Origin of the sequence: Streptomyces sp. NPDC004539 (assembly GCF_040610055.1) — a bacterium.
Taxonomy (GTDB): domain Bacteria; phylum Actinomycetota; class Actinomycetes; order Streptomycetales; family Streptomycetaceae; genus Streptomyces.
In genome coordinates this window covers 463507-476372 of record NZ_JBEXLS010000004.1, presented here as the reverse complement: position 1 = coordinate 476372, position 12866 = coordinate 463507, and the positions used below count along the sequence as shown (strand labels likewise).

General features: G+C 63.4%; 12 protein-coding genes and 1 tRNA gene. 4 read left to right on the top strand and 9 right to left on the bottom strand.

Annotated features, from left to right (window positions below; translation table 11 throughout):
* Positions 1 to 268: 268 nt before the first annotated feature.
* Complete coding sequence (locus tag ABZX85_RS11590) at positions 269 to 1000, bottom strand: XRE family transcriptional regulator (protein WP_355865242.1); 732 nt, start codon at positions 998 to 1000, stop codon at positions 269 to 271.
* A gap of 425 nt (positions 1001 to 1425) precedes the next feature.
* On the opposite strand from ABZX85_RS11590, the gene ABZX85_RS11585 reads away from it, so the two are divergent.
* On the top strand, positions 1426 to 2133 hold the full coding sequence (locus tag ABZX85_RS11585; protein ID WP_355865239.1) for a hypothetical protein: 708 nt from the start codon (positions 1426 to 1428) through the stop codon (positions 2131 to 2133).
* A gap of 40 nt (positions 2134 to 2173) precedes the next feature.
* Here the strand turns inward: ABZX85_RS11585 and ABZX85_RS11580 are convergent, their stop codons facing one another.
* The 8 genes from ABZX85_RS11580 to ABZX85_RS11545 form a co-directional block, all read right to left on the bottom strand.
* Positions 2174 to 2887, bottom strand: coding sequence for a hypothetical protein (locus ABZX85_RS11580; protein WP_355865236.1), 714 nt, complete (start codon positions 2885 to 2887; stop codon positions 2174 to 2176).
* Positions 2888 to 3764: 877 nt separating this feature from the next.
* Positions 3765 to 4379, bottom strand: coding sequence for a hypothetical protein (locus tag ABZX85_RS11575; protein ID WP_355865233.1), 615 nt, complete (start codon positions 4377 to 4379; stop codon positions 3765 to 3767).
* 380 nt (positions 4380 to 4759) lie between these two features.
* On the bottom strand, positions 4760 to 4906 hold the full coding sequence (locus ABZX85_RS11570) for a hypothetical protein (RefSeq protein WP_355865230.1): 147 nt from the start codon (positions 4904 to 4906) through the stop codon (positions 4760 to 4762).
* Positions 4899 to 5213 carry a hypothetical protein gene (locus ABZX85_RS11565; protein ID WP_355865227.1) on the bottom strand — a complete coding sequence of 105 codons (315 nt, stop codon included), beginning with the start codon at positions 5211 to 5213 and terminating at the stop codon, positions 4899 to 4901. Before ABZX85_RS11565 ends, ABZX85_RS11570 begins: the two co-directional genes overlap by 8 nt.
* Positions 5214 to 5226: 13 nt before the next feature.
* Entirely contained in the window at positions 5227 to 5391 is a 165-nt protein-coding gene (locus ABZX85_RS11560; RefSeq protein WP_355865224.1) for a type II toxin-antitoxin system prevent-host-death family antitoxin, read from the bottom strand.
* A 71-nt stretch (positions 5392 to 5462) separates the two neighbouring features.
* Positions 5463 to 6032 (bottom strand): GIY-YIG nuclease family protein, encoded by a 570-nt coding sequence (locus ABZX85_RS11555; protein ID WP_355865221.1) that lies wholly within the window; start codon positions 6030 to 6032, stop codon positions 5463 to 5465.
* Between the two features lie 982 nt (positions 6033 to 7014).
* A complete protein-coding gene (locus ABZX85_RS11550) occupies positions 7015 to 8049 on the bottom strand; it encodes a tyrosine-type recombinase/integrase (protein ID WP_355865218.1) in 1035 nt (344 codons plus the stop codon).
* A gap of 129 nt (positions 8050 to 8178) precedes the next feature.
* Positions 8179 to 8254, bottom strand: a tRNA-Arg gene (locus ABZX85_RS11545).
* A 315-nt stretch (positions 8255 to 8569) separates the two neighbouring features.
* Between ABZX85_RS11545 and ABZX85_RS11540 the strand changes: the two genes are divergently transcribed.
* From ABZX85_RS11540 to ABZX85_RS11530, 3 genes are all read left to right on the top strand, one after another.
* Positions 8570 to 10168: a dynamin family protein gene (locus tag ABZX85_RS11540; protein WP_355865215.1), complete on the top strand. Its 1599-nt coding sequence runs from the start codon at positions 8570 to 8572 to the stop codon at positions 10166 to 10168.
* Between the two features lie 3 nt (positions 10169 to 10171).
* The gene (locus ABZX85_RS11535; RefSeq protein ID WP_355865213.1) at positions 10172 to 12055 is read left to right on the top strand and encodes a YfjP family GTPase; all 1884 of its coding nucleotides are present in this window, start codon (positions 10172 to 10174) and stop codon (positions 12053 to 12055) included.
* Between the two features lie 337 nt (positions 12056 to 12392).
* Positions 12393 to 12830 (top strand): single-stranded DNA-binding protein, encoded by a 438-nt coding sequence (locus ABZX85_RS11530; protein ID WP_355865210.1) that lies wholly within the window; start codon positions 12393 to 12395, stop codon positions 12828 to 12830.
* The last annotated feature ends 36 nt before the right edge of the window (positions 12831 to 12866 follow it).

The window sequence follows — 12866 nt, the reverse complement described above, 5'->3', positions numbered from 1 at the left end:
GTTTAAAACGGGCCGACGCTGTGTGTGTGAGACCCAAGAAAAATGTGACATAAAACTTGACTTACAGGGTCCCATCTGTGGGTACCTGGGGATGGTTAGAGCCCACCCCTGACTGGGTGCAGGCTGTAGTCCCTAACGCTCCGTACCATAAAACTTTGCAGGGTAAGCGGGAACTGTCCGCGTCTAGCCTTGCGATGCTCTGCACTACGCTCTACTTTCCCCGCTACGCAGAGAAGGGCCGGGGCATTCCCGGACCCTATCCATGGTTCTACCGTCCTACAGGAACACCCCTGGACCACAGTTCCTCCGCATGCTCAGAGAACCGAGAGAACATTCCTCCATCCCCGATGCGTCGCAGGTGAAGTAGGGGTGAGTCGTGACCGACAAGCCTGGCCAGGTGTGGGGTAACCAATGCCTCATTGTCGAACCGGAATACCGACAGAGAGACGTGATTCACTGCATCGGGAGCAGAGGAAAAACGCGTCTCAATACCCTCTACTTCTCTCAGCTTCTCCGCGTTCTCCAGGGTGATTCTGATTCGCGTGGAGACGGTAAGGGCTACGTTCTCGATGGTTTCCCTTTGCCTGGTTACCTCTCCGTTTGGGTCGCCGAGTAGGAACCTGACTCGGCACCCCTCCTGAGCTTTCCTGCGAATGGTTCCGAGGAAGTCGGGAATCTGAGTCCACAGGAAGTAATTCGTGTAGCCAGCGAAGAACATTTCTCCTGTGGCTTTCTCTGTGAGTTCTGCCCAAACTGTCGAGGGGCAGGCGGACCGATATGGGTAGCTGTGAAGGATCTCCCTATCTCCGCCCATCTTGATCCGCTCCTTAACCACCTTGGGCCAGATCATCTCTTCGTCAACTCCCAATGCCTTACAGGCGTCTTCGCGGTTCCTGGCGTGAGGGATCAGTTCGGAGTCGCTGACCCACCGCTCCACCGTCTTCCCTGAGACACCCACCCTCAGAGCCAGTTGCCGGGGTGACAGACCAGCGGACTCCATAGCTGATCGTAGGGCAGTGTTCAAGGCTCCCCCTAGGGACGTTTGGGCGTTCTTCCAAGCTACCGCCGAAACTGCCCAACTGTCCCTGCCCATGGCCCAATACGCCCCTTGCGGGTGGCCACGATGCGAGGCATGGCAGAAGAGACAGCACCGCCCCCGGGGTCCTTGAGCATCGAGGTGTACCGGGTGAACGTCGAGACGGGGAAGAGAACGGTGATCAAGCCCGCCCGAGTGATCGAAGCGGGTGAGGTGCTCGTTACGGCTGAGTACCCGCCCTGCTCCTGCTACCGATGCAGAGAGAAGCGAAGCAAGTAGAAGATCCAGAGGAAACGGGCCGGGAACGAACCCGGCCCTTTCCCTTGTGATGAGGCAAGAAGTGTTGCCATACTCCCCGAGTTCATGACGGATGAGAGAGGTGGTATTTGGTGGGGAAGTGGTTGATATTTCTATGGGGTGTGGTTGTCCCATTCGGTATGGCTGTCGACGGTGAGGTTAGGCCAGAGTCTTGGACTGATGGTCTGGTGATGGCGTTCGGGTTTCTGGTGATCTTGGGAATCGTCATGCTGTTCGCTCCCCGATTCACCGGTATGTGGGCAATGGGCTTCGCTGCTGGCTCAGCTCTTGCGCTCATCATTTCCCCGATCAAGGGGTACCCCATGCTGGACATTGGATTTGGTGTTCAGGCACTCGGTGGGTGGGGCCTTGCGGCCCTGTCTGCCGTCGTGTGGGAGCGGAAGAAGGAACGGGATTGGCTCAAAGATCCAAAGAACCGGAAGCTTAGAGCATCGTTTGATGAGATAGGAAGGGAAATCGAGAGGGGCGCATTGATTGCCGCTGGTGAAGCTCACTCGATGATGGTTAATTCTTCAGGTATGGCTGGTCGTGGTGTAGCGAGACTGGAACCTGATGGTGGTCCTCTGAAGTTCATTCTTACTCCTTCAGGGCGTTGCCATACGATTGACCGAAGGTTCATTAAAAACGTGGATCTAGTGGAGGATGAAGAAACACCTGCGGGCACGTTGATGATTCAGTTCACGCCCACAGTGTCTCTTCTCGGGATCTCCATCACCCCTACCGATGGGGATCGTGAGAAGTGGCTAGCGCTAGCGCCGAAGGAGGAGTCTTCCTCTTGAAGTGGATTGGGAACGGGCGGGGTTCATTCCCCGCCCTTTCTCATGCAGCCATCTCTAGCTCAGCCTTAATCTTCCGGTACTGACCAGATACGTATGAGCCACTGACTCCAATCTCTCTGGCTACCTCTGCTGCCTTCCTCTCTGTCAGAAATCCATCCCTGATTGCCTTCTGGTTGTCGGTGAGCTGAACCTCTTCAGGAATATCTGAACCCCGATCAGGCTCGGACCCTGAATTCTGAAATGAACTCTGAACCTGAACCATGCTCTGAACTGAACTCTTCCGGCTCACAGTCTTGGTCACAGTGAACTCTTTCACTTGTTCAGTGAGGTTCAGCTCAACCTCTCGAAACTTTCTCCGGTAGATAGGGGAGACCTCGGCAGCACAGATCAGGATGACGGGTGCAATGGAGTGGATGGCTACTCCTACCCAATCCCCGTGAGCCACGGAACTCCAGGTGTTCAGGAACAGAGAAGCTATCCCCGTGGCCCAGCGAAATACCGCTGGCCACCTCCCTCCAATGAGGCCATGTCTAGACAGGACAGCGTCAGCAGATATGGACAGGATGAATGCAGCATCCGTGAGTAAACCTAGAGCCCATCCTGACCACTGCCATTCAGAGTGGGCAGAGACTAGCGGGGTGGAAGTCATAAGGGAGTAGAAAACTGCTCCAGCAACAATGAACCAGAGCATGAGGTTCACAACCTTCCGGGTTCTCTTCACTGAGTTCAGTTCACTTGCAATGTCGAAGTTCATGGTTCAGGTCTCCTTAGTTCAGTTCACGAGAATCTGAGATGGTTCCCGGTGCTGGTTCACTTCAGGGGTTCAGGTTTTCGGGGTCTAACCATTAGCGCCATGGTCGATAGGAGGGACAGGCGCCCCTGATCGGGGCTCCACCTGTCCACATTCGAATGAGGCGCCATAAGCGGGGAGAGTCCTGGAGCGGGGAAGAAGAGATGCACACTCTTCGGATGCAATGCCAGGGGCCCCGCCAAGGGGAAGGCATTGAGCTGCCGTCTATGGGTGCCTCAGTGTGAGGGCATTCGCTAGACGCTCAGCCCTTCAGCGGGGAGAGAGCGGAGGCGTTGAGAAACAACACGCCTTAATGAATCTCAACCAGTATGGCAGGACCGGGGTTATCCTCCGGCCTGCCTATCCTGTAGCCACTCGTATCTACAGGAGTACGAGGCTTCGGCTATGGCCTACGCCTCTACCTTGTTTCCCCCGCTGATTGGGTGCCGAAGGGTCTTTGCCCGTAGGCGCCCTACTCCGGGAACCCTTTAAGCACAAGTGGGAAGGAGGAAGGGGCTCGGCTAGGGCCTCACCCTTCGTTCCCCGCCAGTCTTCTTCTCCCCGCCTCTAGCGCAGCGCTGTCCCGACCCTAGGAGGGCAAGCGGAGCTAACTGGTTAACTTTCTCTATCTAGGTCCGCCTACTTCGGCAGCAGGCATCAGGTTCGAGACTCCCGGCTAGGGCCGTCGTCTCGGTATGCTCCGTGCCGCACTAGCGGATAAGGCATAGCTCTTACTTAGGGCCATAAGTCGTGAGATACCAATCGGGCTACAGGTTCCTATCCTTAGGGCCATAAGTTCGGGTGTCTGGGCTGACGGTTGCTCTACTCTTAGGGCCATAAGTCAGAGAGTGGGTTCGCCGTCGTAGAAGTCTTCGTCACGCATCCATGTCCGGTCGGTGAAGTCACCCACTTGAAGACTGAACGTGGTTTTGGCTCCTCGCTTGCTTCCGATGGTCTCGACTGTCAGCCAGCCACTTTCGACTAGGGCCTGTACTCCTCGCTCCGTGTAGGACCGGAGATTCCCTGCCCGGTTCTTCCTGCCGACCGCGTCAGCTAGAGAGCGCCAAGGGATAGTCACCTGGGAGTTGTCCCCGCACAGCCGGGCTATCTGCTTAGCTGCCAGCATTCCGCTGAGTGGCACGTACTGAATCACGTCCCGATACCAGAGGTAAGCCTGTCCGGTCGGGGGCATGTTCTCTGCGGCGAGGGGCTGTCCTCGCTTGGCCAGCAGTCGACTGTGTTCCTTGATACGGCCGGCGTATCGAGCGAGGAAGCCTGTGCTCTTCACTTTGAACGGGACTCCGCCAGGTATCAGCGCAATAATGGATGCCTGGCCAGGAATTCCCTTCGGCCACTCCTTCGTAGCCTGAACCGTACCGGCCCATGTGCCCTGCGTGAACTGTTGGGAAATCTTGCTGAGATCTCCCCTATAGAGGTCTTCGTAGCGGTAGCTCATGCTCGTATCTCCATCTGTTGTGGTGGCGTGTTTCGGTCGCATGATCCATAGCCTTCATCCAATCCGTGTCAGTGTTATTGGGAGGCTTGGTTCTGAATGCCTGAGCATCCATGACAGAGGGCCGGTAATCTCCGGCCCCTCACCGAGAATAATCAGTCGGTCATTCTGAAAGGGGCAGCCGACTCGGGCTTCCTATTTTCATCTGACAATCCCTGTGATAACGGTTTAGTTCCTCGACCAGAACGGCCCCGGACACTGCTTCAGCTTGGGGTCGTGGTGTTTATGCATCTCAATCCGGAAGCTGAACCCCTCACCGCAGTCGGAACAGATGAGCTTGTGTTCCCCTCTCTTGATTCCCTCGGAGTACATACCCTCTCCTCTCAGTAGCTGAGGAACCGTTGAAGCTCGGCTATGTCATCTCCCGTTAGCTGCTCCCACGTCTCATCAATCAGCAGCTTCAGCAGGGGGAGTGCTTCACCACCACTCTCCAGGTAGTCACTCCACAGTTCTTGGATCTGGTCACGCATTCTCGTTCCCCTCCAGCTTCTCCAGCAGGTACAGGGCATTGCCTTGCCCCATGTGGTCCAGCGTCGCGATATCGGCGGGGGTGAAGGTGCCACGGTCCATAGCCACCATGAGCACCGCACCGAAGAACAGTGCTGTCTTACGTAGACCTATAGGCCGCACTCGCTCGATGTTCTGCCGTATCTCTTCTCGCAGCTCCTCGTCTCCGTCATGGGCTATGAGCCTGTCGGGAGTAACCCACGCCCGGACGCCCAGGGATTCCAGTACGGTCAGGATTCCCGGGAACAGGTTGTACTTACGTCGTCTCACTTCTCCCCGCCTCTCAGTTGTCTTCGAATAGGTTTCGTGTCAGTCGTTCGTACCGCTCTGCCGAGATCAGTACTGCTACCGGCTTGTGATATCGGGTGAGTGTGATGGTCTCTCCCCCCTCTGCCCTACGGATTAGGTCGGGGATGATGTGTCGTGCGTCGTTACTGGCTACTCGCATTGCTGTGTCCTCTCCTCTTTCGTTGTCTCGATTGGATGGGGCCGAGCCGTCGCGAGGGCCCCTACTGCTGGTCACCAGGAATCTGCTATGCCCTGCTTGATGAGTGCCTGAATCTCCCTGGCTTCTTCACTGGTGACTGCGCCTCGGTTGTGCTTAGCCACTAGCCAGTCTTCGAGGTCATCCACTTCCGGAGTAATGCCCTGCTGTTCGGCCCATTGGAGAAGGGAAGGGTCAGCATGGAACTGCTCCATCCGTCCCTCTACTCGAAGGTGACTCCATTGCCCGTGAATCAGAGCCTCAAGAGATTCACCACCCTTGATGACTGCCAGCACGTGAACCGGCACCCCCTGGTTATCCCGAGAGGTGATGTCCTTCATCCGCTTCATGCTCGGGTTGGCGGTGGTCCCGATCTTCACGCTCCCGTCAGTCAGCCTGATGACGTAGACATAGCCCGAGGTGTGAGTCATGTCTGGGTCGGCTTCATGGATAGCGGTAGCCATCTCTCGTGCTTCTCGCTTCCGGTCCCAGAAGAAGTCCCAGTAATGCTCAGTGCACAGGGTGAATGACGGCTTGCCGGGTATCTCCTTCAGGGTCACGGTCTTGCCGGTCTCATTGCAGTTATCGATTACGCAGATGGTCATGGTGTTGGTCTCCTGTGTGGTGTGTGGGGGCCACTATGCGTGGCCCATAGCCAGGGCTGCATAGTGTCCATGTGGCTCTGTGCTGGCCCGCCTCTATAGCCCTGATGGATTGGTCGTACTCGATATCGGAGGCTCTGAGAATGACTCTCAGGCGGTCTGCTGGTAGCACTCAGGTTTGGTGCTGGTCCAGTGGCGCGGGGAGACGTCCAGGTCTATGTGCATCCCCAGAGTTAGGGGCTTCCGGCAGACACCGTTCCGACCGCAGTGCTTGGCGAACTCCTGGCTGGACGAGAACTCCTCACGGCACGAGCAGCACTTAAAGCCGGTAAGGGTTCGGATGTAGTGACGATGCATGGTGGTGCTCCTTCTGTGATGTGTGGTTACGGCCTCTCGGCCTTGATGCGGGGGGAATGTCGTGGCGCCATCAGGTATGGGTGTGCCACGTGGCCTAGCGAGGATGGGGGGCTGCATTCATGTCTACCGGCATCGACTGACAATGAGCCGTGCATGCCTGCCGGGATCGGAGTATGGATGACTCCTTGGCGTGGGTGGTCAGTCGGGAATGTCGTGGCGCCATGAGGGCATAAAGAAGCCCCCGACCAACCGAAGCTAGCCGGGGGCTTTCACCACACACCGACGGAGACCAACCGTCTTGAGATAAGAAACCGTGAGCCCTGTACCCCAGGGAGCCCACCGACTAGCGATGAGCCCTCTCGGTCACAGGGTCTGCGTTTCACCCTCCATCTATAGAGAGGACCCCCACAAGGCTTCCTAGACAAGCAGGATCATGGATCGTTACCATCCTGTGATCTGACTGCCTGGCACCCTCGGGAGAACCCTCTATCTATTGAGTGACCTCCCTCAAGGGCCTCCAGGCAAGCAAGATCATTGAACGTTACCAATTCGTTATCTAGCATCAATGGGAAAGGGCCCACTGGCAGCGTTGCCAGGGGCCCTCTCTCGGTCTCTCGGTCAGGCGGTGCTAGTACCTGTCACCCATCTTCTTGGCAGCCTTCACAGCCCTACTGGTGGCCATGTCTGCCGCGTACCTACGAAGCATGGTGGAGTCCTTCCATCCAGCCAGAGTCATGACGTCCTCTCCGGCTACTCCTGCACTCAGCATGTCGTCTGTCCACGTGTGCCGGAACTGATGGGGAGACGCGGCGTCGTACCCAGCATCCTTGGCCCTGCGATTCAGCATCCGATACAGACCCGAGTAAGTCAGCTTGCTCCTGTTCCTGGTCCCGAGCCACAGCCACTCAGACCCACTCAGCTTGTGGCTCTCCCTGGCCCTGATGTACCGAGTCAGGGCAATGACTGTCTTGGGCTGAAGGGGAATCACCCTGCCTTCACCACTGGCCCTTGCGTCCTTCAGTGGAACCACCTGGGCCAACCCCTGTTCCAGGTCGAGGGAATCCAGGCGGAGAGACAGCAACTCCTCTGCTCGTACACCCTCGGTCAGGACCCTGATGATTGCGTGGTCCCGAACCTTCTCGAACTCCCTGACCCTGGGATGGCCGTTGCCTGTCACCTTCAGCAGATCCACCACGAACTCAGCACTCAGGGTCTTGGGCTTCACTCCGGTCGGTGCTGCGTACCTCTGGAGCTTCTTGTCTCGGTAGGGATTGGCCGTGTCGTACTCGTCCTCCAGCCACGTGAAGAACGTACGCAGGTTCCTTTGAACGGTGTTGGTCCCGCCCTGCTCGTGCTCCTGGTGGTACGCCCTGAAGAACAGATTCAGCGTGGCTGTGCCGACCGACAGGAAATCCTCGTCCATGCCCTGCTCGGTCATCCAGGAATCCAGGGCCCTGACTGCCTTGGTGTACGCGGTGACTGTCTTCTCCTGGTAGGGCCGACCGTGCTTGTTGTTGCTGGCCCTGAGATGCGTGGCGTAGTCGGAGAGGAACGCTGCCCTGACCTCTGACTGGTCTGGCTCGGTGGGGATGGCTCGGAGTGCTGGCCTGGCGGTGGTCCTGCTGGCGCTGCGGAGAGGTGACTTCCTGGCCTGTGCCGACACGGGATGCTCCCTGGTGTCTGGGCTGGGCAAGGTGGAGTCCGCTAGGCGCCTTACCCAACCGAGTCTGGTAGGTAAGTCACGCGGTCTTCAGTGATCGTTCTTCCCTGTAGTCCCAGGTCAGAGCATCTGTGGCGCCCCCGGCAGGACTCGAACCTGCGGCCAAGCGCTTAGAAGGCGCCTGCTCTATCCACTGAGCTACGGGGGCCGGGTGGTCGGCGGTGTGCCGGGACCGGGTGGGGCCGTCGGGACGGTGCCGGGGACAAGGATAGGGCTCAGGGCTCCTTGTCCTGGTTGCTTCCCCTCCGTGGCTCGATGTGGAGGTTCGGTGAAGCGGTCCTGATAATCGCAGGCAGGTGCGAATCGTGCACCGCTTTTGGCGGTCGGAGCCCCGGGTGTTGTGCACTCGTTATGCCTGGGGTGTGCTCTTGTCCCGGTCGCACCTTCCGTCCCTTGTGTCCAGTCGGCGCGCAGACATCCCTATGTGCTTCAGAAATCGCCTTAAATTGGGCATTCTTCGCATGTGGTGACCTTGGACGTACGGCCTCAACTGCTCGACGCACTCTCCGCCCTGCGCGACCGTGTCGCCGCCGCACGCTTCCCGCTGCCCCTGGCGGGGGCGCCACGCGCGCGTGCCAACCGCGACGAACTGCTCGCCCAGCTCGACGACTATCTGGTGCCCCGGCTGAGAGCCCCCGAAGCGCCGCTCCTCGCGGTCGTCGGCGGCTCCACCGGCGCCGGCAAGTCCACCCTCGTCAACTCCCTCGTCGGGCACCGCGTCAGCGAGGCGGGGGTGCTGCGCCCGACCACGCGCACCCCGGTACTCGTCTGCCACCCGGAGGACCATCACTGGTTCAGCGGCATGCGCGTCCTGCCGGGCCTCACGCGCGCGTGGGTGCCCCATCAGGACCCCGCCGACGACCTCGTCCCCGGCGAGGACGGCCGGCACGTCCTGCGCGTCGAGACCGCCGACACCCTCCCGGCGGGCCTCGCCCTCCTCGACGCCCCGGACATCGACTCCCTCGTCGCCGACAACCGCACCCTCGCCGCGCAGCTCATCTGCGCCGCCGACGTCTGGATCATGGTCACCACCGCGGCCCGCTACGCCGACGCCGTCCCCTGGCACCTGCTGCGCACCGCCAAGGAGTACGACGCGACCCTGGTGACCGTCCTCGACCGCGTCCCCCACCAGGTCGTCTCCGAGGTCTCCCGCCAGTACGGCGCCCTCCTCGCCAAAGCCGGCCTCGGCGAGGTGCCCCGCTTCACCGTCCCCGAACTCCCCGAGTCGGCCTGGGGCGGCGGACTGCTCCCCGCCACCGCCGTCGCCCCCCTGCGCACCTGGCTCGTCCACCACGCCCAGGACCCCGGCGCCCGCCACCGCGCGATGGCCCGCACCGCCCACGGCGTCCTCGACTCCCTCAAGTCCCGCATGCCGGAACTCGCCGGCGCAGCCGCCGCCCAGTACGCCGCCGCCCTGCGCCTCACCGCAGCCGTCGACACCGCGTACGACAGCGAGTACGCGCGCGTACGCGGTCGCCTCCAGAGCGGCGCCGTGCTCGCTGGAGACGCCCTGAAGCGCTGGCGGGCCTTCCCCCTCGACTGCACCGCCGGAGAGCTCCTGGACGCCCTTGTGGAGTCCCTGGCGGCCCTCCTGCTGTGCGCCGTCACCGCCGCCGACGAACGCGTCGACGACACCTGGCGCCGCGAACCCGCAGCCGGACACCTCGACGACCGCGACCCCGACCTGGAGAGCGCCGAACACCGCATCGGCCTCGCCGTACGACGCTGGCGGCGCGAACTGGAGGAGTACGCGGAGGACGAGGTCCGCGACCTCGACCGGGGCTCCGCGCCCGACCCCGAGTCGGTCGCCGCGCTCGTCGCCACCGCCCTCCTCGGCGGCCGGCGGGCCCGCTCCGCCGGTGAGGGCCTCGCCGAACGCCTCGGCGCCCACGGCGCGCTGCGCCTGCGCGACCGCGGCGGACGGCTCCTCACCGCGTACCTCGACAAGGTCGTCGGCACCGAACGCGAGCGCCGCCTCGCCCCCCTCGACGGACTCGACGTCCACGCCGAACCACAGGCCGAACTGATCGCCGCGCTGTCCGTACTTCAGAAGGAGAGGTGACAGGTGACCGCCGTCACGGACCATCAGGAACACGAGCAGGGACCCACGGACGAGCCTCCTGAGGAGGACGCCCGCGAGCACGGCCTCCCCGGGGACGACGAAAACGCCAATTCCGATCACGCGCAGAACGCGCAGAGCGAGACAAGGGCGAAAAGCGTCACGGAGAACGCCGAGGATATCGCTTCGGACGACGCCGCCGACCCGGACCCCACCCCCTGGGGCGACGGCCTCATCGCCCGCCGCGTCACCGCACCCGGCACCGAAACACCCGCCCCGGAACCCAGCTCCCCCCACGCCCCCCTCGCCTACGACGGCCCCCTGAGGTCCCGCCTGGACGCCCTCCGGGAACTCGTCGGCCTCTCCCGTACCCGCCTCGACAACCGGACCCTCGCCGAGGCGGGCCGGGTCCTCGACGAGGCCGCCGCCCGCCGCAGACTCTCCGGCCGGCACACCGTCGTCGCCATCGCCGGCGCCACCGGCAGCGGGAAGTCCCAGCTCTTCAACGCCCTGGCCGGCGTCACGATCTCCGAGACCGGCGTCCGCCGCCCCACCACCGCCGCGCCCATCGCGTGCAGCTGGAGCGACGGCGCCGCCGGCCTCATCGACCGCCTCGGCATCCCGGGACGCCTGCGCAGACGCCCCGTACAGAGCCCCGAGGCCGAGGCGCAGCTGCGCGGACTCGTCCTCGTCGACCTCCCCGACCACGACTCGGCCGCCCTGCCGCACCGGGAGCACGTCGACCGCGTCCTCGCCCTGGTGGACGCCGTCATCTGGGTCGTCGACCCCGAGAAGTACGCCGACGCCGTCATCCACGAGCGCTATCTGCGCCCCATGGCGGGCCACGCCGAGGTCATGTTCGTCGTCCTCAACCAGACCGACCGGCTGCCCGGGGAGGCCGCCGAACTCGTCCTCGACGACCTGCGCAGGCTCCTCGACGAGGACGGCATCGCCCTCGGCGAGTACGGCGAACCCGGCGCGACCGTCCTCGGGCTGTCCGCGCTCACCGGGGACGGCGTTCCGGAACTGCGCGAACTGCTCGGACAGTTCGTCGCCGAGCGGCAGGCACCGGCCCGCCGGGTCGCCGCCGACGTCGACGCGGCAGCCGCCCGGCTGCGGTCCGTCTACGCGCCCGCGCGCCGCTCGGGGCTCACCGAGGAGGCGCGCGACGAGTTCGCCGCCCGGCTCGCGGACGCCGTCGGCGCGGTCGCCGCCGGGGACGCCGCCGAGCGCGCGTGGCTGCGCAACGCGAACCGCGCGTGCGGGACGCCGTGGCTGCGGCTGTGGCGCTGGTACCAGGACCGGCGCGACCCCCCGACCGGGCGGCTCCCGGTGCGCGCGCAGATGGACGAGGAGGCCACCGCGCGCCAGCGCGTCGAGCAAGCCGTCCGTACGGTCGCCGACCGGGCGTCCTCGGGGCTGCCCGCGCCGTGGGCCCTCGCGGTGCGGGAGGCCGCCGTACGGGGCGCGCAGGGGCTTCCGGAGGCGCTCGACGACCTCGCCGCGCGCGCGGGGCTGCCGCCGGGACGTCCGCCCCGGCCCGGGTGGTGGCCCGTCGCGGTGTTCGCCCAGGCGTCCATGACGGTTCTTCAGATCGTCGGGGGGCTCTGGCTGGTCGCGCAGATCGCGGGTGTCATGGCGCCCAATCTCGGGGTTCCGGTGCTGCTGATGGTCGTCGGGATCGTCGGGGGGCCGCTCGTCGAGTGGAGCTGCCGGATGGCCGCGCGGGGGCCGGCCCGGAGGTACGGGCAGGACGCGGAGCGCCGGTTGCGGGAGGCCGCGGCCGGGTGTGGGCGGGCGCGTGTGCTCGATCCGGTGGCCGCGGAGTTGTTGCGGTACCGGGAGGTGCGGGAGCAGTACGGGAGGGTTGTGGGGGTGGGGGGTCGGTAGGTCGGTGGGGCGGTAGGTCGGTGGGTTCGTGGGGCAGGGGTGCGCGGCGGTGTCGAGGCCGGAGGGGGACGGTGTCGGCGCCGCCGCGTTCTGTCGGGAGGGGGCCGGGAGGGGGTCGGGGGGAGGGGTGTTGTCATGCTCCTGCCTCGATGGCCGCTCACGGAGTGTGATCCGGCCAGGTGATCCACAGGCGGCCTGACGGGGGTTCACTCGATGGGGTGACGGGGTTTTCCACAGGCTGTGGGTCGTCCACAGGGCCGGACGGGGGTCTCGTGGCCGGCGCAGTCTGGTTCCGCGGCGATCGCGAAGGGCGTGGTCGCCTCGGAGGGGAGACACGATGAACGAGGTCACGATGTGCGCGGTGGGGAACGTCGCGACGCAGCCCGTCTACCGGGAGCTCGCGGCCGGGGGCTCGGCGCGGTTCAGGCTGGCGGCGACCGCGAGGTACTGGGACCGCGAGAAGAACGAGTGGGTCGACGGTCACACCAACTTCTTCACGGTCTGGGCCAACCGGCAGCTCGCCGTGAACGTGGCGGCGTCGCTGTCGGTCGGGGACCCGGTGATCGTGCAGGGGAGGCTGAAAGTGCGGGCGGACCTGCGCGACGGGCAGAACTGGATGTCGGCCGACATCGACGCGGTGGCGATCGGACACGATCTGGCGCGGGGCACCTCGGCGTTCGTCCGCGTGGCCAGGGCGGAGCCGGCGGGCGGGAGGTCCGAGCCGGAGCCGGAGTGGGAGACGCAGGGGGACCGGGAGCCGGCGAGCGTGGCGTGATGTCAGGAGGCGCCTGAAAAAGCCGGGTTGAGGCTT